Raw genomic sequence first — 20,694 nt, 5'->3', positions numbered from 1 at the left:
TACCACTGTGGCTGGAGGCTGACATGCTCACCATTGCCGATCACACCTTCTCTTCGCGCCTCTTTACCGGCACCGGCAAGTTTGCCCGTCCGGATCTGATGGCCGCCGCCATCGAGGCAAGCGGCTCCCAGCTGGTCACCATGGCCATCAAGCGGCTGGAACCGGGCAAGGCCCACGACGATATCCTGAGCCCCTTGCTGCAACTCGGGGTCAAGCTGCTGCCCAACACCTCCGGCGCCAAGACCGCCGCCGAGGCGGTATTTGCCGCCCACCTCGCCCGCGAGGCGCTGGGGACGAACTGGCTCAAGCTGGAGATCCACCCCGACCCGCGCTATCTCTTGCCCGATCCCATCGAGACGCTCAAGGCCGCCGAGCAGCTGGTGAAAGAGGGGTTTGTGGTGTTGCCCTACTGCGGGGCGGATCCCGTGCTGTGCAAGCGGCTGGAAGAGGTGGGCTGCGCCGCCGTGATGCCGCTCGGTGCGCCCATCGGCTCCAATCAGGGGCTGGTGACCCGGGAGTTTCTCTCCATCATCGCCCTGCAGGCCAATGTACCCGTGGTGGTGGATGCGGGCATCGGTGCCCCGAGCCACGCTGCAGCCGCCTTTGAGCTGGGTGCCGACGCCGTGCTGGTCAACACCGCCATCGCCGTCAGCGGCGATCCGGTCGCCATGGGCCGCGCCTTCGCGTTGGCCTGTGAGGCAGGTCGCAGCGCCTATGAGGCTGGTCTAGGCGCCCGCGCCCTGCAGGCGCAAGCCTCCAGCCCGCTCACCGATTTTCTGGGGGCGCTATGAGTCATGATGCAGGTGCGATCATGAATACTTCCCCCTTACCCCAAACGCAGTCAGAGGCTTGCCCCCCTCTCGGCTCTTCACAAAATAAGGGAGAGGGGCTGGGGGTGAGGGCGCCGGGGGCAATGGAATCAGAGACCGCCCCTTCCTTTCTCGACCGTTGGCAGGAGCTGGAGTGGGACGACGTGGGCATGCAGATCCGCGCCAAGACTGCCGCGGACGTGGAGCGCGCCCTGAGCACCCCGCGCCGCACCCTGGCGGACTTTATGGCGCTGATCTCGCCAGCTGCCGAAGCCTATTTGCCGCAGATGGCAGCCGAGGCCGAGCGCCTCACCCGCCAGCGCTTTGGCAACACCATCGGCTTCTATGTGCCGCTCTATCTGTCGAACCTGTGCGCCAACGACTGCACCTACTGCGGCTTCTCCATGAGCAACCGTCTCAAGCGCAAGACCTTGAATAGCGAGGAGATAGAGCGCGAGTGTCTGGCCATCAAGGCGCGCGGTTTCGACAGCGTGCTGCTGGTGACCGGCGAGCATGAGCACAAGGTGGGGCTCGCCTATTTTCGGCAGGTGATGCCCATCATCCGCCGCCACTTCAGCACGGTGGCGATGGAGGTGCAGCCCCTCTCGCAAGACGAATACGCCGAGCTCAAGACCCTCGGCCTCGATTCGGTCATGGTCTATCAGGAGACTTACCACGCCCCCACCTACGCCCGCCACCATCTGCGCGGCAACAAGCAGGACATCGCATGGCGACTCGCCACGCCGGACCGGCTGGGTCGTGCCGGCATCGACAAGATAGGGTTGGGGGCGCTGATCGGTCTCTCCTCGGACTGGCGTGCCGACAGCTATTTTGTCGCCGAGCACCTCACCTGGCTCGAGCGTCACCACTGGCAGAGCCGCTATTCCCTCTCCTTCCCGCGCCTGCGTCCCTGCACCGGTGGGCTGGAGCCGGAAGTTATCATGTCGGATCGCCAGCTGGCCCAGCTTATCTGCGCCTGGCGCCTCTTCTCGCCGACCCTGGACTTGTCCCTCTCGACCCGGGAATCGCCGGCGTTTCGCAACGGCGCGGTGCGCCTTGGCATTACCCAGATGTCGGCCGAGTCGCGCACTCAGCCGGGTGGCTATGCCGAGGGGGATAAAGAGGAGCTGGAGCAGTTCGCCATCCACGACGACCGCCCGGTAGGGGAAGTGGCCGCCGCCGTGCGGCAGGCAGGGTTGCAGCCGGTGTTCAAGGATTGGGAACCCTTCCTGGGCCGATAGGGGCGGCCACGCCCCTTTGCCGGTGGCATCCCGACGTCCAGCCAGACTCCGTGCCTGTGGCAATCAGGCACGGCTACACCGTGCAATCGTAGGGTCGATTAGCCGTCAGGCGTAATCGTCCGTACCGTGTGATGGGGGGCATGGCACGGCCTTGCCGTGCAGGACGCGAGGCCGCTGGCCTCGAAGAGGTTTCGCCCGCCCTTCGGGCTGGGGCGAGTGACTTTGGAAAGACCCAAAGTCACCAAAGGTCTTCTCCCCCGCCAATCCGACCGCTACGCGGTTTCCCTCGAATAAGGTGCAAGGTCGGACGGACCGCCGCAGACGGCACATCCCTGTGCCGACTGCGTCTGCGCCATCATCCCTGATGGCGCTCCTGACCTTGCCCCTTCCCCTCGGCGGATTGGAGGGGGAACCAAAACCGTGCCCGCCATTACCTCAGGGGAATCGTAGGGTGCAATAATCAGATCGCATTAAACCGATTTTTTGAATATAGAGGTGCAATTCACCTCGTTCACTGCATCCTACGAATCTATTCATTTACGTAATTAATTAGCGTTGAAATTGGTATGAAACCATGCAGTTTTGTCGAGTGATCATGTTTAGCAGAGCCTATAGAGGCAATACCGATGACTTCAAGCTTTTCATTTAGTACCGGGCCTCCGCTGTTTCCATGAATTACAGGAATGTCAAGTAGCCATACATTGTTTCCAAACAAAATTTTGGATTGTACTATTTTTCCACTATTAATATATGCTGTCTCTCCTGGTGAATATTGAGGGAAACCCATAACAGTTACTTTTGAACCTATTTTTAAAATTGAGTCATCTCCAACTTTAAGTCTTTTTATTCCGTTGAAATCTGTTGTTGGTTTTAGAATGGCTAAGTCTTTTGCACGACATGATTTATCAAAGTTTGATTTACGCTTTTTGTCTTGCTCAAAATGACGATAAATCTCAAGCAACACGCTGTTATCTTTGTCAATGCCATCAACAACATGCTGATTGGTTACTAATCCAATGCCATCAAGTAGAAATCCAGTTCCCTGAGAATCATCTAACGCATTTTCAATGATGAAAATAGATTCGCCAATTTTATCCAATGGTGTGTTAATTAGCGATTTATTTGGTTTTCCTATGCGCTCAGTGTATGAGTAAAGGATTTCTCTAAAGAGGCGATCACTTTTACCTCGAACCATGCCAATGAAATTAATCCTACCTAAAACAATTTCACTAAAGAAAAAACCCTGATCTTCATTATTTTTTATAAATATCTGATGTTTTTCTAAAATAGATTTGTCGTGATATTTTGATAGATACTCTAATGCGGCATTAACAAGTCCAAATTTCTTCCAAGCGTATATCATAGACCTTGTTTGGCGAATAAAAGCTCTCGAAACATTGACTCTTTCATTGACAACTAAACCAGTTACAACTTGTCTGAAGTTTTGTGAGAAACATCTGGACTTTTCATTGTTAATTTTAAATCCATTCTTTTCAATGATAGAGATAAGTTTTTCACCTAGCTTTAAGTTATTCTCTTTTAATACAGTAGCGATATCTCTGGGAAGCCTGCGTCTAGACTGGGTGAATGAAAAAGTAATATCATCAACATATCTTGTATATGTAGAGCGATTATTTGCAGCTAGCTGATGAAGATCTTTATCAAGCTTATATGCAATCATGTTGGAAATTATAGGGGATGTTGGAGCACCCTGAGGTAATTTTCCGTTCAAGCAACATATATGGGCTAAAACTGTTGCAACAGGTGGTGCAAGATTTAATGGATAAGATTGAAATAAATTTCGCACTCGACCAAAATGCAAAGAGTCAAAGAACCCAAGCAGTTCAATATTTAAAACGAATTTTTTACCAACATGCATGGATGCATTTGTTAATATGCTTTTTCCTTGAATGAATCCATGCGCTGATTTTCTAGGGGAGTAAACATTGTTGAGGGATTGAGATATTGCTCTCTGAATTGACTTTAACTTTTTATTGGGCGCTGAAATCAGCCTTTTATCTCCATTTTTCTTATCTATATAAAAAGGTCTATATAGATTATTTACTGATGGATAAATTAACTCTTGGAGTTCATTATAATTCTGAAATCCCAAGAATAAGGCTAGGGCATCAGTAGAATGACAACACGTAATGCAAGTTGGTTTGACCGGTTTAAGATGTTGTTTCACTGCACTGGGTGAAAGAAAGGTCGCATTTGGCTGTGTCATAGGAAAGTCCAGAATGGTGAAGAAGGGGCGAATATGCTTTCTCTTTTACCATGTGCCGGTGGCAACCGTGACGAGTGCAACCGGGAAAAAGAAACATGTAAATGACCACCGCAGATTAACGGCAGAAAGTTAAACTCTCGCCCCTTCCATTAAAAAACTATCCCAAAAAAATATAAATCAACGGCATATTGGTGATTATGTTATTTGTATCACACTAAAAGACAAGGTGGGGCGAATTAATCTCCATCCAGCAAGATGGTAGATGCCCTATTGCAGAACGCTATTCGATGGCGAGTGATGCCATCATGTTTCATCTGTGGAAACAAGCGAATAGATATATGCATCAAGAGGCTGGCCACGGAGGAATATGCGATTCCTTGCCCGACACTCAAAGGTAGCGCCGGCAGCGATGGCAACGGCTTCGCTGGCGGTGTTACCGACTCCCATCACGATCTCCAGCCGAAATAGCCCCAACTGCTGAAAGCCAAAGTCACGGAGCAGGGCGACCGCCTGTCGGGCGATGCCGCAGCCTTGGCGGGACTGGCGCACCCAATAACCTATATTGCCGTAGCGATGATGGGGCGACAGCTGGTTGATTCCGGCGCCACCCAAGAGCTGGCCGGTGGCGGCGCAGAAGAGGCCCATATCAAAGGCGCGTCCCGCCTTGCGATCCTGATCGCAGGCAGCAAACCAGGCCAGCGCCTGCTCCCTGTTGAACGAGGGAGTGCACCAGCTCATCCAGCTGCCGACCGTCTCGACCGATTCGTGGGCCGCGCGGACAAACTCGTCGGCATCGCCCGCTTCGAAGGGGCGAATAACGAGTATGTCGTTGGCAAGGGGCTGGAATGTCATTGGCTGTCCTGCTTTTTCATCTGGATGATTGGTCAGGACTTTACGACGGCAACCCGCTTAAGCCCCATACCAACACTGGCAGGAGCCGTGAGCGAGAAACCGAATTGTTGATAGAGTCGGTAAGCCTCCCCATCTGCCAGCAAGCTGACATAGCCTGACTCCGGTACTTCGCGGGCGATATAGTCCGCGATCTCCGCCATGATCTTTTTGCCTACCCCCTGACCCTGATATTCAGGCAGTACTGCAATATCAACCACTTGATAAAATGTCCCGCCATCTCCGATGATGCGACCCATGCCGATGGCGGTCTGACCGCAAAATATCTGGACGGCAAACAGCGTATTGGGCAGACCAAGCTCTGCGGCTTCAAGCGTCTTTGGGCTAAGTCCGGCAGCGGTTCGAAGATAGCGATAGGTTTCGACGGGCGGCGTTGAGTGGACGACAGTGAAAACGGGTGTTGGTGCGGTCATTCGGGTAACTCCATGTAGGGCCTGATTGTTTTAAATGCCCATGTAACGCACTGATCTGGTGATGGATCCGTGCTCTCCAGGGCTGTAGGGGGAGGTTCTAGGTGGGCAGCTATCACCCCACCCTCTCCAACTCGCCAATTTCCCCGCTGCTTATCAGCGGCAGGTGGCGGCTAATTTGCTCCACCGGCCAGTCCCACCAGGTGAGGGCGTTGAGGCGCGCTATGGTGTCGTCATCGAAGCGGTAGCGGATCACTTTAGCCGGGTTGCCACCGACCACGGCGTAGTCGGGCACATCAGTGGTGACTACGGAGCGGGCGGCGATAATGGCGCCGTTACCGACCTTGGCCCCCGGCATTATCAGTGCCTCATAGCCAATCCAGACGTCGTTGCCGATGACGGTATCCCCCTTGTAGGGGAGGCTGCCCGGGGCGGGTGCGGCATGCTCCCAGCCGTTGCCGAAGATAAAGAAGGGGTAGGTGGAGAAGCCGGAGGTCTGGTGGTTGGCGCCGTTCATGATGAACTTGACCCCGCGGGCGATGGCGCAGAACTTGCCGATGATGAGCTTGTCGCCGACGAAGGGGAAGTGGTAGAGGACGTTGCGCTCGAAGCCCGCCGAATCCTCCGGATCGTCGTAATAGGTGTAATCACCCACCTCGATATTGGGCCCCTTGATGGTGTTCTTGATAAAGCACACCTGGGGGAAGCCCGCCATGGGGTGCGGGTTGGCGGGGTCGGGTCCGTGCATGGGGTGCTCCTCTGGCGTTTGGGCTCAGGCTACCCTAACGGAATCGGGTGGAGCCGTGCCAGCTTTTTGTGGGCCCAGGTTCGCCAGTCTCTGTCGCCCGGTGGTGGTGGGCGCATCGACCCCGCCGGGGTTTGTCTCTAGCATAAGGAGGATGCGGGGCAGGGGCTCCGCCATGCGGGCGGTGGTTGATGCCCGTTTACGGACTTCTGGCGGAGAGAAAAGATGAAGCTGCGTTCCTTGTTGATGGTGGGGGCCCTGATGCTGGGCGGTTGTGCGGTCAATCCCTACGGCGGCACTCAGGCCCCGGTGAGCGAGCCGGATGCCCCCGTGGTGCAGCCGGACAAGCCGGTAACCAAGCCGGATACCGGGGCGCCGCTGCCCAAGCCGGTGGCGCCGACCGGGTTGGCGCTGGCCATGGCCGATGCCTTTGTGCAGGCACCCGAGGTGCGGGAGCTGGCGCAAACCGGTCAGCCGGTGCTGCTGCTCACTCCGCCCCAGAACGGTACCGGCGAGCCGGTGGATACCCGCGCCATGGCGGCAGCCATGAGCAAGCGCATCCAGAGCAAGAGCGGTTTTCGCTTTGTCGACCCGGGTCAGGTGGCCGCCATCACCGGCCAGCTTGAGTATCAGCAGGGCAGGATGAACCCTGCCTCCCTGGTGCGGCTCGGTCGCCAGACCGGCGCCAGTTACATGCTCTACGGGGATCTGGTGGCCGAGGGCAGCCGCTATCGGTTGTCGATGACTCTGATGGAGCTGCGCAGCGGCGAGCTGCTCTGGAGCGGCAGTCGCTCCGCCAGCCACTGAGGATGCCGAAGGGCTGACAAGTTTGTCAGCCCTTCACGCTTTGGACGGTGCCAGCAGGTTGAGGTAATCGAGCAGTGAGAAAGGGTGCGCAAAGCCCGTCAGCTTGGCCAGCCTGTCCAGCTCTGTCTGTCCAACTTGCTGTAACTGTGCCTGCTGAGCCGGCGTGAGCGTCGTGGCTCTTGCTTTGATCAGGGCATCGAGCAAGGTGCGGTCTCCGGCGACTGCCTGATGAAACGCCTTGATCGCCAGCGCATCTACCTCTGCTGCGGTGCAGCGTTCCATGCTCTTCTCATGCAGGTAGACAAGCACCGTCACCTGCTGCTCTCTTTCCAGCAACCAGAAGCGGTCCTCTTTGGGAGGCAACGCGGGTTTGTGGCGGGCCTTGCTTGCCTCACAACGCGCAAACGCCGGATCCAGATCGTGCAACGACAGGGCCATGGCACTCTGGCTTGTGGTCAGCAACAGACACAGTGCACCCAAGGCCGGGCTGAGAAGCTTGGGTTTGGCCTTGCCCTTGGTGGTGAGTGGCGACAGCGGCCTCATACCTGCTTTTTCAGAAAATAGGTGATGTGCCCAGGCGGCATGTCCGGCAGTTCGCCAAAGACCTGGTAACCCTGCTTCTGGTAGAAGGGCAGCGCCTGGAAGCTGGTGGTTTCCAGATGAAAGTTGCTGATGCCCTTGCTTTTGGCGTACTGCTCCATGGTGGCGAGCAATCGGCCGCCCCAGCCATCCTGGCGGATGCGCTCGTCAATCCAGAGCCAGTCCACGTGCAGCCAACCCCACTTGAGGTCGGCGGTGATGCCGCCGTGCACCTTGCCCGCTTCATCCTTGATAAAACTGGCGATGTGCTCGCGCAGGTGGGTGCCGGCCTGGCTGATGTTGTAGCCCGACAGGCCGATGCGCAGCGCGTCGACATCCTGCTCGGCAGGGGGTTGGGGCGGGGTCAGGTGCATGGTCTCTCCAGAGCCGGATCAAGGGCCTCTATCAATAACCGTTCAGACTCAATCTGGTCAAGCCATTGCCCCTTCCCGGCTGCCGCCGGCCCGGCGTCACAGCTGCGGGAAGTAGCAGGCGGCCATGTCGACCGGGTGATCGGGGCTGCCGGGCAGGTAGAAGTGCCAGCCCGCATCGGTGAAGGCGCGCAGCTCGCTCTCCACGAACTTGAGGGCGAGGCTGAGGGCCTGCAGGGCATCGACGCCATAGATGAAGGTCTTGTTGCCAAGGCCGTCCAGCTTCACCTTGCAGCGCCAGTCGCCGCCGGCGGACTTGGGATCCGGCTCGGGGGCTCCGATGGCAACCTTCACGGTCAGCTGTTCCCCCTCGATGCTGATGGCATCGAAGCGCGCTTTCACTATGGCTCTCTTCATCTGGACGATCCTTTTCCGGGGCCGGCGTCTGCCTGGCCGGGCTGATGGGGGGTGAGTCGGCAAGGAGGGCAGACTCAGGAAGGTCAGCCTAATGGATGCGGGCGCCACAGACAACGGGCGCAGCGGCGGCTTGTGAGGTGGCTTGAAGATCCGTGATTGCTGCTCTTTTGATCAGCGGGCGGCGGGGCAAGCGCTATTTTCCCGTATTGCTTGATGCGCATCCATGAATGGCCGGATTCGCTGCTGGTTCGGCGCCGCACCCAGCCCGATAATTGGGGCAGGCGGCCAGCCCGGCGTGCGCCTCTCGTTCCCCGGATCCAAGGAAACCGCATGGCACTTTCGGTCGAGCAATTATATGAAGTGATGGCCCAGCTGCCCGATCCCGTCTTCATCCTGAGCGAAGACGGCTACTACATCGAATACATCGGCGGGGTGGAGCAGCAATCCTATCAGGATGGCAACCCGCTGGCGGGCAAGCGACTGGCCGATGTGCTGCCCGCCGACATGACCCGCTGGGTGATGGAGCAGGTGACCCTGGCGCTGGATTCGGGCCAGGTGCAGGTGGTGGAGTACGAGCTGGCGGCGGTGGAGGTGGAGGGGATCGACGCCTCGGTCGGACCGCAGGGGATGCAGCGCTTCGAGGGCAAGATTGCGCCGCTGCCCTCCCGCTATGACGGCAAGCGGGCGGTGGCCTGGGTGACCCGCAACATTACCGGCCAGCACGAGCTGCAGCAGCGGCTCAAGCTGCAGAGCGAAACCGACCAGCTGACCGGCCTCTACAACCGCCGCTATTTCTTCGAGCACTGCCGGCAGCGGCGGGAGAGAGAGGCTCCCTGCAGTCTGGTGATGCTGGACATAGACCACTTCAAGCAGATCAACGATCGCTTCGGCCATCAGCAGGGCGACCGGGCGCTGCAGCGCTTCTGCGACTGCGTGGCCGCCCAGCTGCGGGCGGACGATCTGTTCGTGCGCAGCGGCGGCGAGGAGTTTCTGATCCTGCTACCCGGCATGAGCGAGCCGGATCTGCAGGCGCTGCCGGCGGATCCGGTGGCCTTTACCGTCAGTCTGGGCACCACCCTGGTGCAGCCGGGGGAGGAGATCAACCAGGCGCTGGCCCGCGCCGACGAGTGGCTCTATCGGGCCAAGCGGGCGGGTCGCAACCGGGTCGCTCACTGCCCTGCGGGTGGCCGTCGCAAGGAGGCAAAACAGGGGAAGCCAACCCCCTGATATATGGCGGCAGGACCGGCACCAATATATTGGCGGCGGTCGGGGCCATTTATTGCATAATTGGCTGATATTGCCGGGCTGATGCTGTTAATATTAACGGGCCACTCTCTGGCCTTATTCAAGTTGTTGAGCAACTCATCGAGGTTTTGTCGTTATGTTATCAGACGGAGCTGAATTGATTATCTTGAGGCCAAAATGACACATCTTATTTCCTTTTGAAACAAGCTGATTCAAACAGTCATGAATTATTAACCTTGACCTTTATGGCGATTTCAACGATGGTAGCGTGGCATCCCCGTTTCCTCTTGGTGATCATGTTGATCGCAGGCGGGCTTGTTTTTTCTACGATCCGGTCGATATGCCGCGGCATGTCGCCACGCCTAATTACACGGGCCAATAAAATATAAGATGACAGATTAATAAGGTGTATATCGCAATGAGTGTTGCTATTGCTGAGAAGAGTAATTCCGCATCAAAGTTGAAATGGGAGAAAAGTGATTCGGTATGGACCATGGGCTTATATGCCACTGCAGTCGGTGCCGGTACACTGTTTCTCCCAATTACCGTTGGCAGTAATTCGCCGGTTATTTTGCTGTTTATATTATTGATGGCATTTCCGCTTTCTTATTATTCCCATCGGGCATTGAGTCGTTTCGTATTATCCAGCTCTCACCGGGAAGGGGATATTACCCACGTGGTGGAAGAGCACTTCGGTGCGCGGGCAGGCAAGCTGCTGATGCTGGTCTACCTGATGGCCTTCTACCCCATCATTCTGGTCTACAGCATCTCCATCACCAACGCGATCCAGAGTTTTGTGGTGCACCAGCTGGGCAATGCCGAGATCCCGCGCGGCCTGCTGGTGCTGGGGGTAATGCTGGGGCTGCACCTGGTGCTGCTGGCGGGCAAGCAGATCGTGGTGTCGGCCATCAGCGTGCTGGCCCTGCCCATGGTTGCCTTTCTCATCGGCCTCTCCATTTATCTGCTGCCCCAGTGGAGCCTCTCCTACTTCAGCGAGAGTCAGGGGGTGGACTGGCGTGATCCGGCGTTCTGGAAATCCCTCTGGCTGATCGTGCCGGTGATGGTGTTCTCCTTCAGCCACGCCCCCATCATCTCCTCCTTCAGTGCGGCGCAGAAGAAGCGCTGTCAGGCGAGCGCCGACCAGCGCGCCAAACGGATCATCAAGTGCAGCAGCCTGCTGATTTGCGGCAGCGTGCTGTTCTTCGTGGTGAGCTGCGTGATGAGCCTGAGTCAGGCCGAGATGGCGCAGGCCCGCATCGACAATATTTCGGTGCTGTCGGCGCTGGCGAACAAGTTCTCCAATCCGCTGATCGCCTACGTGGGGCCGCTCATCGCCATTCTGGCCATGTCCAAATCCTTCCTCGGCACCTCCATGGGGGTGAGCGAGGGGACGGTGAGCATGGTGAACGGTGCCTGTCAGGGGCTGGGGCTGTCGCTGCGTGAAGCGACCATAGCGCGGGTCTCGTCGGTCATCCTGTTCGTGGTGACCGGGGTCATCACCTACTTGAACCCGAACGTGCTGGAGATCATCGAGAAGGTGAGCGGGCCGCTCATCGCGGTGATCCTGTTCCTGCTGCCGGCCTGCTCCATCTATCGTCTGCCTGCCCTCAAGCGTTATCGCGGGGCGAGCACCCTCTTCGTGCTGGTGATCGGGCTGCTGGCCATCTCGGCCCTTATCTACGATCTGCTGTAACGGCGGATCCCGCACAAGTCAAAAAGGGCGACCCATGGGTCGCCCTTTTTCTTGGTGTTGCCGTTAGCCGAACAGGGTGGAGACGCTCTGGCCGGCCATCAGCAGGCCGATGGCCAGGGCGCTGAACCAGACCAGGGTGGCGCTCACCAGCAGGTAGCCGCTGGCGACGAACAGGCCGTCGCGCTGCAGCATGCCGATGGCCAGCAGCAGGATGGCCCAGGCCGGCATGGCGTTGGTGAAGGGGATGGCGCCCAGCGGCAGCATCAGCAGCAGGGCCGCCAGCATGATCAGCAGGCCGTTGCAGCGGTTGATGGTGCTGCTGCCGGTCAGCAGCAGCAGGCGCGGGCGGATGAAGCGGTCGATGCGGGCCAGCAGATCCGCCCCCTTGTGCAGGGTCGGCTTGAGCTGATCGGCGGCGAAGCGGCGCTCCATCAGGATGGCTGGCAGCCAGGGCACCCGGTTGAGGGTGATGCCGATGCCGATAAACAGGATCAACAGGCCAAAGGGGGTGCTGACGCCGGGGATGGAGACCGGCAGCAGGAAGGGCACGGTGAGCAGCACGCAAAACAGCAGCATGCCCTGCTCGCCGACCAGGGCCAGCATCTGGCGCAGGCTGATATGGCTATCCTCGATGGCGTGAGCGGTGGCCCGCAGGGTGTCGGAGAGCTTGTTCTGGGGGTCGTTGAGTTGCGCGGCAACCATTCCCTGTGTCCTTCTGGTGAGTGGCACCGGCCCACCATGAGCCGGCTGCCGGCCAGCATACGGGGCAGAGGTTAATCGAGGATGAATAACGGGCGGGACGGCCGAGTGTGATCCTTGCGGCGAAAACGGCGCGATACAGGCTGGGTTTAGGATAGGGGCCAGGGGGCTCTGATATGCTTGACGGGCACTGGTGCAGCGCACGGAGGAGCCGTGATGAAACGAGCAGGGATCATGATGATGGGGCTGTTGTTGCCGCTGGGGCAGGCCTGGAGCGCAGAGGGGGAGGCCGCCCCCGGCTGGCAGGTGACGCCGTTCTTCGGTTACAGCTCGGCCATCGACTTCGAGGCCAATGACGACCCCCAACCGACGCCTGTCGCCACCCGGCTGGAGTCCTTGCAGGGGGAGCGCTCCGGCAGTTGGGGCCTGTTCATCAGCAGGGAGGTGGACGACCCCGGCATGATAGAGCTGCTCTACAGCCATCAGTCCACCCACCTCTCCCCCGATCAGCCGGAGCGGTTGACGGTGGATACCCTCCACTTCGCCGGGGCGCTCACCCTGTCGGACAACCTGATGGCCCCCTATATCGGCGCCGGGATCGGGGCGACCCGCTTCGCCGCCTACGACAGCGACGTCGCTCCCTCCATGTCGCTGGCGCTCGGGGTGCAGCCGCGCTTGACCGAGCATCTGGCGCTGCGGGCCGAGGTGCGCGGTTATGGCGCCCTGGTCAACGACAACAGCGAGTTTCTCTGCAACCCGGATCAGTGCGTGTTCAAGGTGCGCGGCGAGCTGGTGACCCAGTGGCAGGCCAATATCGGCCTGACCCTGCGCTTTTGAGCACCATGCACCGCAGCGCCCTGCCGCCCCTGCCTCGTGCACTGCCCTCGCTGTCGACCCCGCGCTTGCTGCTGCGGGCGTTTGATGCCAAAGACAGTGCCGATCTGTTCGCCATCTACGGGGATCCCCTGGTCATGCGTTTCGTCGGCGAGCCGCCGTTTCCCTCCCTCGCCACCGTGGCGCAGATGCTGGCGAGCGTGGAGCGGTTGCTGGCCGCCGGCGAGTCGCTGGAGTGGGGGCTGGTGGCGCGCGACAGCGAGCGCCTTATCGGCACCTGCGGCCTGCACAGCTTTGCAAACGAGGTCGGTCTGCGCCAGGCAGAGGTGGGCTGCATGCTGGCTCGCCGACATTGGGGAGAGGGATGGATGGCAGAGGCGCTGACGGCCCTGATTGCCTATGCCCGCCGGCTCGGCCTTGCCACGCTGCTGGCGGATATCGAGCCGGACAATCTGCCCAGCCAGCGGTTGTTTGAACGGCTGGGCTTTGTCTGGCAGCAGGATGGCTGCTACCGCCTGGCGCTGGGCGAGGGGATCACTGCAGACCGCGGGTGAGGCGGCTGAGGGGCTCGTTGACGTCGAACAGCTTGAACTGCACCGCGCTGGCGCCCATGGCGAGCACCCGCTGCTCGTGCATGGTGGCGTAGGCGAGGGCGCTCGCCTCATCCTCGAACAGATAGATGCCGCCCGCCTCGCCGGTGCGCGGGTTTTCGGTCCAGATCTTGGAGATGAAGCCCGGCTCCCTGGTGATGGACTCGGCCAGCGGCATGGCCGCGCTCGTGAGGGCCGGCCCCATCAGCTCGGCGGGGAAGTTGAAATGGATCTGCAGCAGGCTGGGCATGGTGCACCTCTCGTGGGTGTTGATTGACGGAGTCCGCATCATAGGAAGCCGGCATCTTGGCTGCAAGAAGGCACATTTTCGTGGCATAGTTACCGCAAAGTAACCACTCGCGAGCCATCCCTTGTCCTCATTGCCCTGTCCCGCCTATCGGGTGCTGCGCCTGCTGGCCGGCAAATGGAAACCGGCCATCCTGTTTCATCTGTGCGCGCAGACCCTGCGCTTTGGCGACCTGCGTCGCAGCCTGCCCGAGGTGAGCCAGAAGGTGCTCACCGCCCAGCTCAAGGAGCTGGAGAGCGACGGCGTCATCATCCGCACCCTCTACCCGGACGTGCCGCCCCGGGTGGAGTACAGCCTGAGCCCGCTCGGGGTCGCCTTGACCCCCCTGCTCCAGCAGATGCACGACTTCGCGCTGAGCCACGGCGATCTGCTGGCGCTGAGTGAAGCGGAGGCGGCCCGCGAGGAGCCCCATCCCGCCAAGCGCCGTTAAGCCTGCGCCGGCCAGACCATTACCCACTCGGCGCAGCCGGTGTGGGGATCCACGGCGTCGGCCGCCACCTGAAATCCTTGCGCGCGATAGAAGTCGCACGCGGTCCGGTTCTGCTGATAGACCTGCAGCCGCAGGGTCGGCAACTGCCCCTTGGCGTGCTCGAGCAGGGCCTTGCCCAACCCTTTCCCTTGCTGCGCGGGGGCCACGAAGAGGGCGGCCAGGGATCCCTCGTGCAGGGAGTAGAAGCCCAGTACCTGCCGATCCCGACAGATCAGCTGGCTGTCGGCGGCGGGCAGATAGATCTCCCGCATCGGCGCCAGGTTGGCGTGCCAGTAAGCGGGCTCGATGAAGTGGTGGGCCTGCAGGGAGGCCTCCAGCCAGATGGCGAGGACGGCCTCGGTGTCGGCCGGGGTGAAGGGGCGTATCTGCATGAGTGTCTCGTCTGGATTCGTCAAAAGAGGGGCATGGTAGCAGCACAGGCTCTGCCGTCACCCGCCAGCGGGCAAAAGTGGAGCCCTCGTAACAAAAAAGGCGACCCGCAGGCCGCCTGTTGCCGTTAGCCGGCGTAGGGGAGGGAGGAGTGGTGCAGCACGATGCGCACCTTGCCGTCGTCCCCCTTCTTGAAGCCCCAGGTCTTGTCGACCGTGGTCTGCTTGTTGTCTCGGTCGGTCAGGTGCACCTTGCCCATGGTGAGGGCCATGTCGCCGTTGATGTAGACGGCGGCATTGCTGTAGTCGTAGCTCTGCCAGTTCTTGAGGGCGAAGCCGCTGTCGGCGGGATAGGCCTTGTTGTTGCCGACGAAGTAGGCCAGCGCCCCCTCCCGGTTGATGCGAAAGGTCTGCTCGCCGCCGGCCAGGGTTGGCTTGAACAGTACCGGCCCCTGAGCGTAGCCGTAGGCGCTGTCGAGCACGGCGCCGGCGGTGGCTCTGGCCTTGTCGATGCCGCCGCTGCGGTAGTCGTCGCTGATCTGGATCAGGGCCTTGCCCCAGGCATCCTGGGCGGCCTTGATCTCGGCTTCGGTGATGTTGTTGTTGGCGATTTCGGCGGCGCTGAGGGAGCCGCTGGCGGCGAGCAGAACGAGGACAAGGCCGGCTTGCTTGGTAAACAGGGTCTTGGTGAACAACGTCATGGGATGATGACTCCTGGGTTCGCGTTTAAGGAGTCCCGGAGTTTATCTATCCGCGATGAATAAAAATTGAACCCATCATTCAGCCTCGAGTAGGGAGGGATCTGCCTCCCTCCCATCCTCTATTCCCCTCAGCGGGCCCGCAGCAGCCGGCGACTGACCGGGAGCGCCGCCAACAGCCGATAGCCGAGCAGGGAGAGCGCCAGCAGCGCCGGCACCTTCAGCAGCTCCCACCACACCAGCTTGCCCTGGGGGCCGAAGATCATCAGCCACGCCACCAGCATCATGTGCAGACAATAGAGACCCAGCACCTTGGGGGCCTGGCGCTCGAGCCAGCTGCCCCGGCCCCAGCCGGGGTTGGCCAGCAGCAGGCCGAACAGTCCCAGCGCCCAGGGGAGCGAACCCAGCAGGAAGTCGTGGCGATTGAGGGGCACGGCGGCCAGGTGCAGCAGGCCTGCGGCCTCCAGGGCGTAGAGCCCCATCCCGGCCGCCATCAGCAGGGTGCAGCGCCTGGCGTCCGGCTGCCAGACGCGCAGGCGCAGCTCGGCGCCGAGGGCCACGAACAGCAGTGAGAAGAAGGGGCCGTTGCGGGTCAGCAGGGCCCACTCGCCCCCCAGCAGCGGTGGGCCATAGGAGCCACCGAGCAGGGCCAGCCCGTAGAGCAGGACGCCCAGCAGCAGGGCCAGCCGGGGTAGACGGGCCTGCTGGCAGAGCGCCAGGATCAGCACCGCCAGCATCAGGGCGGGCAGGAACCAGAGGTGGATCATGCCGCCCACCCACCAGACGTTGAGCGGATCCCCCAGCTGCATCTGCCACTGGCCTGCCATGGCTGGCAGGTAGCCCTCGCTCACCGCCGCGAGCGGGTTGAAGGGGATCAGCAGGTAGAGCAGGCTCCACGCCAGCCAGAGCCCCAGCAGGGGGCGGCAGTAGCGCAGCGCCACCGTCAGGGGGCGGCCTGCGGCGAGGGCGGGTTGCAGAAAGTAGCCGGCGCAGAGGAAGAACAGCGGTACCGCGAAGCGGCAGAGCTGGTTGATGATGGCCCCGAGCAGGGGGTAGGGCGTGCCGTCCCACAGGGTGGGATCGAAGGGATTGCTGAAGGGGGAGAGGTGAATGGTCATCACCGCCAGGATGGCCACTACCCGTCCGCATTCGATGCTGGAGATGCGCATGCTGCCTCTTGCCGCTGGGATTGAGGGCGCACCCTAGCAGCTGCGGGCGGCCCCCATCCAGCCGCCAGGCCGGCAACTGTGAACCCCATCGGCGGCCGGTTACCCTTTGTTACCCGAGGTGCAGGCAAGGTTACCGCCGCCGAGAGGCCGATCCCGTTTTGTCGTCGGTAAACGCCCTAGAGCAGGGCCACCAGCACGGTGACCAGGGCGCCCAGCAGCAGCAGGGCGATGCCGCGCGCGGCCGGGCCATGCAGCTTGTTCCACATCAGCAGGCTGGTGAGGGCCAGCAGCAGCATGGCCAGCGCCGCCAGATCCCCCACCAGCTGCCACGGCAGGCCGGTGCCCATGCCACGGTGCAGCCGGTTGAGGCTGGCGGCGAAGTTGGCCTGTTGCAGTTCGGTGCGCACCAGCAGGGTGCCTTCCACATAGCTGGCGGCCACGCTTTCGCTCAGGATGACGCCGCGCATCTCCCAGCGGGCCGGCAGGGTGAGCGGGCCGTCGGGGGTGGGCAGGGTCTGGGGCGGGCTGAGCTGGACGCGCCCCTCCTCGAACCCTGCTGGATAGCGTTGTTGCAGCAGGCTTTTCAGCTCATCCGGGCTGGTCAGCGGCGCGCTCAGTACTATCTCTTCACTGGATTTCTCGGTATGGGGGCCGGGCAGCGGCAGCACGGCCCTGTGTTGCAGCCAGAGGCCGGTGAGGCCGTAGAGCAGCATCAGGGTGAGGGTGGCAAAGCCGGCCCAGGCGTGGATGCGGCGCACCCACTTGTTGTTGTGCAGGGGGAGTTTTCTGCGTCTCATTGCTCGGTGCTTCATAAAAATCTGGCCAGCAGGAGCTGGCCAGAGGGATCGGGAAAAGGGAGGGATCAGAAGCGGTAGGCGGCGCTCAGATGCAGCTGACGGGGTGTGCCCGGCATGATCTGGGAGGCGCTGGTGGCGCTGACGAAGTAGTCGTGATCGGTCAGGTTCTCCACGCTCAGCTGGGCTTCCCACTGCTGCCAGCGGTAGCCGGCACGGGCGTCGAAGCGGGCGTAACCGGGCAGGGTGGTGGTGTTGGCGTTGTCGGCGAAGCGATCGCCCACCGCGGTCACCCCGGTCTCGCCGAACCAGCCCTGCTTGCCGCTCTGATAGCCGGCGAACAGCTCGCCGTTCTGGCGAGAGACGTTCATCGGCCGCTTGCCTTGCAGATCGGCGTCCGCCTTGACCTGCTCGGCATCCTGGATGGCGATGCCGCCGCGCAGGTAGAGCTCGTCGGTCAGCTGGGCGCGGGCGCTCAGCTCGATCCCCTCGGTGCGCTGCAGGCCGGTGAGGATCACCTTGGTGGGATCCAGCGGATCCTTGCTGCGCTTGTTGTACATCTCCAGCCGGTAGAGGGAGAGGGTGGTCGCCAGGCGGCCATCCAGCCAGTCGCTCTTCACGCCGCCCTCGTACAGCCGGGTGTGTTGGGGATCCAGGTTGTTGTTCTTGTCGCCCGGGGTGATGCCGATAAGCTCGCCGCCCACCGGGGTGAAGGTCTTGCTGTAGGAGGCGTAGAAGGCGTGCTCCTCGATCGGGTTCCACACCAGGCCCAGGCGCGGGCTCAGGCTGGTGACCGAGACGGTCTCCTCCTTGTTGAGGTCGTTGCGGCGGCTGGTGACGGTGAAGTCGTCGCGGCGCAGACCCGCCAGCAGGTGCCAGTCGCCCAGGCTGAGCTGATCCTGCACATAGAGGCCATAGCCGCGCACCTTGTGGTTGGCGTCGCTGGAGAGCTTCATGGCGCCGTCGTAGGTGGGCAGGGAGCCCGGATCATAGAGGTTGCCGGCCGGGATCGCGGTGGCGTTCTGGTAGAGCTTGGGGGTGCGCTCCTGCCAGTTCTGCTCGAAGCCCACCAGCAGGCGGTGCTCGACGGGGCCGGTCTGCAGCTGGCCTTCGACCTCGGTGTTGCTGATCAGGCTGCTGGCCTTGAGATCCTGTTGCCAGCGGGCGCGGGTCACCTTGTCACCCTTGACGCTGGTGACATAGGTGTTGTCGAACTGGCTGTCGAGGCTGGTGTAGCCCAGCTGCTGGCGCAGTTGCCACTGATCGTTGATGTCCCAGCTGAGGCGCGAGCGGGTGGACTGGGCCACATCGTCGATGAAGTCGCGGCGGGTATCGCTGTAGACATACTCCTTCGGCACGTCGGCCGGGCGACCGTTGACGCCGGGGATGCCGCGATCCGGGGTGCGGTCGTGCTCGTTGCGCTCGTACTGCAGCAGCCAGTTCAGCTTGTCGTTGATCTCCCAGTTGACGGAGGGGGCCAGCAGGGTGCGTTTGCTGGTCACGCCGTTGCGAAAGCTCTCCTTGTCTTCCTGAGCCAGGTTGAGGCGCACCTGCACCTGCTCACCCGCTTCGCCGTTGAGATCGGCAGCCAGTCGGCGGCTGTCGAAGCTGCCGACCTGGGCGCTGACGCTGGACTCCAGCCCTTTCTGCGGCTTCTTGCTGACCCGGTTGACGATGCCGCCTGTGCTGCCACGGCCGTAGAGCACCGCCGCCGGCCCCTTGAGCACTTCGACCCGCTCGGTGTTGCCAAGGTCGCGGGTGTACTGCATGTCGTCGCGAAAACCGTCCAGATAGAAGTCGTTGCTGGCGCTGAAGCCGCGGATGTTGACCCCATCGAAGCGGGTGTCACCGCTGGCGTTGACGCCGGGGATGCCGGTCAGGGCCTCGCTCAGGGTGGGCTGGCCGAAGGCGGTCAGCTCGCTCGCCTTGACGCTGTCGATGGCCTGCGGCACCAACTTGGCCGGGGTGTTGGTACGGGTCGCAGTGGCGACCTCTTCATGTTGGCTGCGTTTGCCGACCACTGTCATGGTCTCGTCTTCGGCGTGCGCGCCGGCGCTCAGGGCCAGCAGGGCGACACTCAGCAGAGTGCGCGGGTGGTGAGGTGTGTGCATGTTGCGTGTTGACTCTTGAAGAAGCGACCTGATGGTCTGAACTTATTGATTTATTTGTAATTATTTTGTTCTCTCTCATTTGAGAGGATGCTAATGATATTGATTTTCATTAGCTGTGCAATAGAAACATGTTTTGACGATGGGGCTGGGTATCGGATGACTCGCCCTGCCGGCAGGGGGCCCTGTCGGCAAGGTAACGGGAGGAGAGAAGAAGGGGGATGAGGGGCTCAGTGGTCGGCGGCGGCGGGGGCGATCCCGGCCAGCTGCTTGCCCAGCACCAGCCGCGGCGCCGGGTCGGTCTGCAGCGGGATATCCTGCAGCGGGGTGCCCTGCAGGTTGCGGTGGATGATGTTGGCCGCCATCCGGCCGAGGGCCTGATAGCTGCTGATGGTGCCGATGGTGCAGCCGTGCTCCACATAGAGCTCGGCGCTGCAGATGGTGGGGATGCCAGCCTCGTTGAGGGCGGCCAGCAGCTCGGGGGCGATGGAGAGCAGGTAGCTGTCGGCGGCGAGAAACACGATGCTCTCTTTGGCGTCGCGCTGCAGCCGCTTGAGCTCGTTGGCCAGTCGCCGCTTGTCCGGTGCGATGCGCCAGGTGGTGAGTTCCCACTGGTAGCGCCGGGCCTCGCGCAGCAGCATCTCGCCGGTCAGCAGGGTGTTTTGCTCGCGCGGGTTGAACGGCAGCAGCAGCCCCTTGCTGGCGGGCAGATAGCGGCGGGCGTTGGCGAGCTGCAGCGCCATCGGCACCATGTTGCTGGTGCCGGCCACCATCCGGTTTTCCGTCTTGTCGTCGGACAGGAAGCCGGCCCCGACGGGGTCGGACACTATGCTGAAAATCAGCGGCTTGCGGTTGCCCACCAGGCTCTTGACCATGGCCGTGGCGGTGGTGCCGAAGCAGTAGATGTAGTCGTAGTCGGCGAGGGAGGGCAGCAGCTGCTGGCGCAGCAGGGTGGCCAGCGCGGTTCTGTCCTGATTGGCGTTGAAGGTGACGAAGGTGGGGTGATGACCGAGCCGGTTGAGCTCGTCGCGAAAGCCGCGCTCGGCGTCCGTTTCGCCGCGCCACAGCACCATGGCGATGGTCAGCGCCTGAACGGGCAGGGCGCAGAGCAGGCAGCAGCAGATGAGCAGGCGTAGCGGCATGTTGATCTCCTCGTCTTGGCTCTGTTGAGCCTAGATCATGGA

23 protein-coding genes are annotated in these 20,694 nt (G+C 61.2%); 8 read left to right on the top strand and 15 right to left on the bottom strand.

The window, feature by feature from the left end:
- The first annotated feature begins 23 nt into the window (after positions 1 to 23).
- Positions 24 to 791 (top strand): thiazole synthase, encoded by a 768-nt coding sequence (locus tag BN1143_RS17695; protein ID WP_042051558.1) that lies wholly within the window; start codon positions 24 to 26, stop codon positions 789 to 791.
- Between the two features lie 122 nt (positions 792 to 913).
- Positions 914 to 2,050, top strand: coding sequence for a 2-iminoacetate synthase ThiH (gene thiH / locus BN1143_RS17690; protein WP_042051556.1), 1,137 nt, complete (start codon positions 914 to 916; stop codon positions 2,048 to 2,050).
- Positions 2,051 to 2,579: 529 nt separating this feature from the next.
- On the opposite strand, the gene BN1143_RS22130 is transcribed toward thiH, so the two are convergent.
- The 4 genes from BN1143_RS22130 to BN1143_RS17675 form a co-directional block, all read right to left on the bottom strand.
- Positions 2,580 to 4,277, bottom strand: coding sequence for a reverse transcriptase domain-containing protein (locus BN1143_RS22130; RefSeq protein ID WP_082038619.1), 1,698 nt, complete (start codon positions 4,275 to 4,277; stop codon positions 2,580 to 2,582).
- 303 nt (positions 4,278 to 4,580) lie between these two features.
- Entirely contained in the window at positions 4,581 to 5,129 is a 549-nt protein-coding gene (locus BN1143_RS17685; protein ID WP_042051555.1) for a GNAT family N-acetyltransferase, read from the bottom strand.
- 32 nt (positions 5,130 to 5,161) lie between these two features.
- Positions 5,162 to 5,599 carry a GNAT family N-acetyltransferase gene (locus BN1143_RS17680; protein ID WP_017787373.1) on the bottom strand — a complete coding sequence of 146 codons (438 nt, stop codon included), beginning with the start codon at positions 5,597 to 5,599 and terminating at the stop codon, positions 5,162 to 5,164.
- Between the two features lie 112 nt (positions 5,600 to 5,711).
- A complete protein-coding gene (locus tag BN1143_RS17675; protein ID WP_042051554.1) occupies positions 5,712 to 6,344 on the bottom strand; it encodes a Vat family streptogramin A O-acetyltransferase in 633 nt (210 codons plus the stop codon).
- Between the two features lie 222 nt (positions 6,345 to 6,566).
- Between BN1143_RS17675 and BN1143_RS17670 the strand changes: the two genes are divergently transcribed.
- Positions 6,567 to 7,148: a hypothetical protein gene (locus BN1143_RS17670; protein ID WP_017787374.1), complete on the top strand. Its 582-nt coding sequence runs from the start codon at positions 6,567 to 6,569 to the stop codon at positions 7,146 to 7,148.
- A gap of 33 nt (positions 7,149 to 7,181) precedes the next feature.
- On the opposite strand, the gene BN1143_RS17665 is transcribed toward BN1143_RS17670, so the two are convergent.
- From BN1143_RS17665 to BN1143_RS17655, 3 genes are all read right to left on the bottom strand, one after another.
- Positions 7,182 to 7,691, bottom strand: coding sequence for a hypothetical protein (locus tag BN1143_RS17665; RefSeq protein ID WP_042051552.1), 510 nt, complete (start codon positions 7,689 to 7,691; stop codon positions 7,182 to 7,184).
- Entirely contained in the window at positions 7,688 to 8,101 is a 414-nt protein-coding gene (locus BN1143_RS17660) for a GNAT family N-acetyltransferase (protein ID WP_042051551.1), read from the bottom strand. Before BN1143_RS17660 ends, BN1143_RS17665 begins: the two co-directional genes overlap by 4 nt.
- Positions 8,102 to 8,197: 96 nt before the next feature.
- Positions 8,198 to 8,515, bottom strand: a complete 318-nt coding sequence (locus BN1143_RS17655; RefSeq protein ID WP_017779798.1) for a DUF6968 family protein — start codon at positions 8,513 to 8,515, stop codon at positions 8,198 to 8,200.
- A gap of 330 nt (positions 8,516 to 8,845) precedes the next feature.
- Between BN1143_RS17655 and BN1143_RS17650 the strand changes: the two genes are divergently transcribed.
- Together BN1143_RS17650 and BN1143_RS17645 are read left to right on the top strand one after the other, a co-directional pair.
- Positions 8,846 to 9,742 (top strand): GGDEF domain-containing protein, encoded by an 897-nt coding sequence (locus BN1143_RS17650; protein ID WP_042051550.1) that lies wholly within the window; start codon positions 8,846 to 8,848, stop codon positions 9,740 to 9,742.
- 436 nt (positions 9,743 to 10,178) lie between these two features.
- Positions 10,179 to 11,453, top strand: coding sequence for an amino acid permease (locus tag BN1143_RS17645; protein ID WP_005308207.1), 1,275 nt, complete (start codon positions 10,179 to 10,181; stop codon positions 11,451 to 11,453).
- Between the two features lie 63 nt (positions 11,454 to 11,516).
- Here the strand turns inward: BN1143_RS17645 and BN1143_RS17640 are convergent, their stop codons facing one another.
- Positions 11,517 to 12,155 (bottom strand): exopolysaccharide biosynthesis protein, encoded by a 639-nt coding sequence (locus BN1143_RS17640; RefSeq protein WP_005308210.1) that lies wholly within the window; start codon positions 12,153 to 12,155, stop codon positions 11,517 to 11,519.
- Positions 12,156 to 12,368: 213 nt separating this feature from the next.
- Here BN1143_RS17640 and BN1143_RS17635 point away from each other — a divergent pair, with 213 nt between their 5' ends.
- Together BN1143_RS17635 and BN1143_RS17630 are read left to right on the top strand one after the other, a co-directional pair.
- Entirely contained in the window at positions 12,369 to 12,989 is a 621-nt protein-coding gene (locus BN1143_RS17635) for an outer membrane beta-barrel protein (RefSeq protein ID WP_042051549.1), read from the top strand.
- 5 nt (positions 12,990 to 12,994) lie between these two features.
- Entirely contained in the window at positions 12,995 to 13,540 is a 546-nt protein-coding gene (locus BN1143_RS17630) for a GNAT family N-acetyltransferase (protein WP_042051548.1), read from the top strand.
- Here the strand turns inward: BN1143_RS17630 and BN1143_RS17625 are convergent.
- On the bottom strand, positions 13,521 to 13,826 hold the full coding sequence (locus BN1143_RS17625) for a monooxygenase (protein WP_010635324.1): 306 nt from the start codon (positions 13,824 to 13,826) through the stop codon (positions 13,521 to 13,523). The two genes, BN1143_RS17630 and BN1143_RS17625, sit on opposite strands and share 20 nt — an antisense overlap.
- A gap of 121 nt (positions 13,827 to 13,947) precedes the next feature.
- Between BN1143_RS17625 and BN1143_RS17620 the strand changes: the two genes are divergently transcribed.
- A complete protein-coding gene (locus tag BN1143_RS17620; protein ID WP_025202308.1) occupies positions 13,948 to 14,313 on the top strand; it encodes a winged helix-turn-helix transcriptional regulator in 366 nt (121 codons plus the stop codon).
- On the opposite strand, the gene BN1143_RS17615 is transcribed toward BN1143_RS17620, so the two are convergent.
- From BN1143_RS17615 to BN1143_RS17590, 6 genes are all read right to left on the bottom strand, one after another.
- Positions 14,310 to 14,744: an N-acetyltransferase gene (locus tag BN1143_RS17615; RefSeq protein ID WP_010635322.1), complete on the bottom strand. Its 435-nt coding sequence runs from the start codon at positions 14,742 to 14,744 to the stop codon at positions 14,310 to 14,312. The genes BN1143_RS17620 and BN1143_RS17615 overlap by 4 nt on opposite strands.
- A gap of 125 nt (positions 14,745 to 14,869) precedes the next feature.
- The gene (locus BN1143_RS17610) at positions 14,870 to 15,442 is read right to left on the bottom strand and encodes a hypothetical protein (RefSeq protein ID WP_005308223.1); all 573 of its coding nucleotides are present in this window, start codon (positions 15,440 to 15,442) and stop codon (positions 14,870 to 14,872) included.
- A gap of 128 nt (positions 15,443 to 15,570) precedes the next feature.
- Positions 15,571 to 16,608, bottom strand: coding sequence for an acyltransferase (locus tag BN1143_RS17605; protein WP_042051547.1), 1,038 nt, complete (start codon positions 16,606 to 16,608; stop codon positions 15,571 to 15,573).
- 176 nt (positions 16,609 to 16,784) lie between these two features.
- Positions 16,785 to 17,405, bottom strand: a complete 621-nt coding sequence (locus tag BN1143_RS17600; protein WP_042051546.1) for a PepSY-associated TM helix domain-containing protein — start codon at positions 17,403 to 17,405, stop codon at positions 16,785 to 16,787.
- Positions 17,406 to 17,470: 65 nt separating this feature from the next.
- Positions 17,471 to 19,513, bottom strand: coding sequence for a TonB-dependent receptor (locus BN1143_RS17595; protein ID WP_042051544.1), 2,043 nt, complete (start codon positions 19,511 to 19,513; stop codon positions 17,471 to 17,473).
- 227 nt (positions 19,514 to 19,740) lie between these two features.
- A complete protein-coding gene (locus tag BN1143_RS17590) occupies positions 19,741 to 20,652 on the bottom strand; it encodes an ABC transporter substrate-binding protein (RefSeq protein WP_005308231.1) in 912 nt (303 codons plus the stop codon).
- Positions 20,653 to 20,694: the final 42 nt, after the last annotated feature.

Source organism: Aeromonas dhakensis, from assembly GCF_000820305.1.
Classification (GTDB): Bacteria; Pseudomonadota; Gammaproteobacteria; order Enterobacterales; family Aeromonadaceae; genus Aeromonas; species Aeromonas dhakensis.
This window is presented reverse-complemented; position numbering and strand designations above follow the sequence as displayed.

Excerpts from the sequence above, each read along its gene's own strand:
- BN1143_RS17595 (WP_042051544.1), bottom strand. The coding sequence starts at position 19,513 with ATGCACACACCTCACCACCCGCGCACTCTGCTGAGTGTCGCCCTGCTG.
- BN1143_RS17655 (WP_017779798.1), bottom strand. The coding sequence starts at position 8,515 with ATGAAGAGAGCCATAGTGAAAGCGCGCTTCGATGCCATCAGCATCGAG.
- BN1143_RS17675 (WP_042051554.1), bottom strand. The coding sequence starts at position 6,344 with ATGCACGGACCCGACCCCGCCAACCCGCACCCCATGGCGGGCTTCCCC.
- BN1143_RS17600 (WP_042051546.1), bottom strand. The coding sequence starts at position 17,405 with ATGAGACGCAGAAAACTCCCCCTGCACAACAACAAGTGGGTGCGCCGC.
- BN1143_RS17610 (WP_005308223.1), bottom strand. The coding sequence starts at position 15,442 with ATGACGTTGTTCACCAAGACCCTGTTTACCAAGCAAGCCGGCCTTGTC.
- BN1143_RS17685 (WP_042051555.1), bottom strand. The coding sequence starts at position 5,129 with ATGACATTCCAGCCCCTTGCCAACGACATACTCGTTATTCGCCCCTTC.
- BN1143_RS22130 (WP_082038619.1), bottom strand. The coding sequence starts at position 4,277 with ATGACACAGCCAAATGCGACCTTTCTTTCACCCAGTGCAGTGAAACAA.
- BN1143_RS17605 (WP_042051547.1), bottom strand. The coding sequence starts at position 16,608 with ATGCGCATCTCCAGCATCGAATGCGGACGGGTAGTGGCCATCCTGGCG.
- BN1143_RS17645 (WP_005308207.1), top strand. The coding sequence starts at position 10,179 with ATGAGTGTTGCTATTGCTGAGAAGAGTAATTCCGCATCAAAGTTGAAA.
- BN1143_RS17590 (WP_005308231.1), bottom strand. The coding sequence starts at position 20,652 with ATGCCGCTACGCCTGCTCATCTGCTGCTGCCTGCTCTGCGCCCTGCCC.
- BN1143_RS17640 (WP_005308210.1), bottom strand. The coding sequence starts at position 12,155 with ATGGTTGCCGCGCAACTCAACGACCCCCAGAACAAGCTCTCCGACACC.
- BN1143_RS17695 (WP_042051558.1), top strand. The coding sequence starts at position 24 with ATGCTCACCATTGCCGATCACACCTTCTCTTCGCGCCTCTTTACCGGC.
- thiH (WP_042051556.1), top strand. The coding sequence starts at position 914 with ATGGAATCAGAGACCGCCCCTTCCTTTCTCGACCGTTGGCAGGAGCTG.
- BN1143_RS17670 (WP_017787374.1), top strand. The coding sequence starts at position 6,567 with ATGAAGCTGCGTTCCTTGTTGATGGTGGGGGCCCTGATGCTGGGCGGT.
- BN1143_RS17665 (WP_042051552.1), bottom strand. The coding sequence starts at position 7,691 with ATGAGGCCGCTGTCGCCACTCACCACCAAGGGCAAGGCCAAACCCAAG.
- BN1143_RS17615 (WP_010635322.1), bottom strand. The coding sequence starts at position 14,744 with ATGCAGATACGCCCCTTCACCCCGGCCGACACCGAGGCCGTCCTCGCC.
- BN1143_RS17680 (WP_017787373.1), bottom strand. The coding sequence starts at position 5,599 with ATGACCGCACCAACACCCGTTTTCACTGTCGTCCACTCAACGCCGCCC.
- BN1143_RS17650 (WP_042051550.1), top strand. The coding sequence starts at position 8,846 with ATGGCACTTTCGGTCGAGCAATTATATGAAGTGATGGCCCAGCTGCCC.
- BN1143_RS17635 (WP_042051549.1), top strand. The coding sequence starts at position 12,369 with ATGAAACGAGCAGGGATCATGATGATGGGGCTGTTGTTGCCGCTGGGG.
- BN1143_RS17630 (WP_042051548.1), top strand. The coding sequence starts at position 12,995 with ATGCACCGCAGCGCCCTGCCGCCCCTGCCTCGTGCACTGCCCTCGCTG.
- BN1143_RS17660 (WP_042051551.1), bottom strand. The coding sequence starts at position 8,101 with ATGCACCTGACCCCGCCCCAACCCCCTGCCGAGCAGGATGTCGACGCG.
- BN1143_RS17625 (WP_010635324.1), bottom strand. The coding sequence starts at position 13,826 with ATGCCCAGCCTGCTGCAGATCCATTTCAACTTCCCCGCCGAGCTGATG.